Annotated in this window: 1 protein-coding gene; it reads right to left on the bottom strand. The window is 61.4% G+C overall.

The genetic code is table 11. The features are described 5' to 3' along the window. Positions 1-293, bottom strand: a 293-nt coding sequence (locus ACODTW_RS28300) for a transposase (protein WP_488949560.1), incomplete at its 3' end; no start/stop codon positions are given. Positions 294-363: the final 70 nt, after the last annotated feature.

A 363-nucleotide genomic window follows, 5' to 3' on the forward strand; every position in this document is an offset into this window, starting at 1 on the left:
AGCGCCTTCTCCGCCATGCGCCGGGGTTCCAGGAAGCCGGGGAAGTAGCTGCCTTTACGCAGCTTGGGAATGCGCAGTTCCACCGTTCCCGCCCTGGTTTCCCAGTCCCGCTCACGGTAACCGTTGCGCTGAGCCAGCCGATCCGCAGACCGTTCGCCATGCCCGGCCCCAGTCAGCCCTTGCACTTCCAGTTCCATCAGCCGCTGCGCGGCAAAGCCAATCATGTCACGCAGAACATCAGCGTCAGCACCCTTTTCCAACATGCTGCGCAATGCCATCATCTCTTCGGTCATCGTGGTCACCCTCGGTCAGGGATAGTTGTGGTGACCAGACTTTACCGAAGAACCACGATGACCGCCCGCC

This window comes from Niveispirillum sp. FG148 (genome assembly GCF_057809655.1).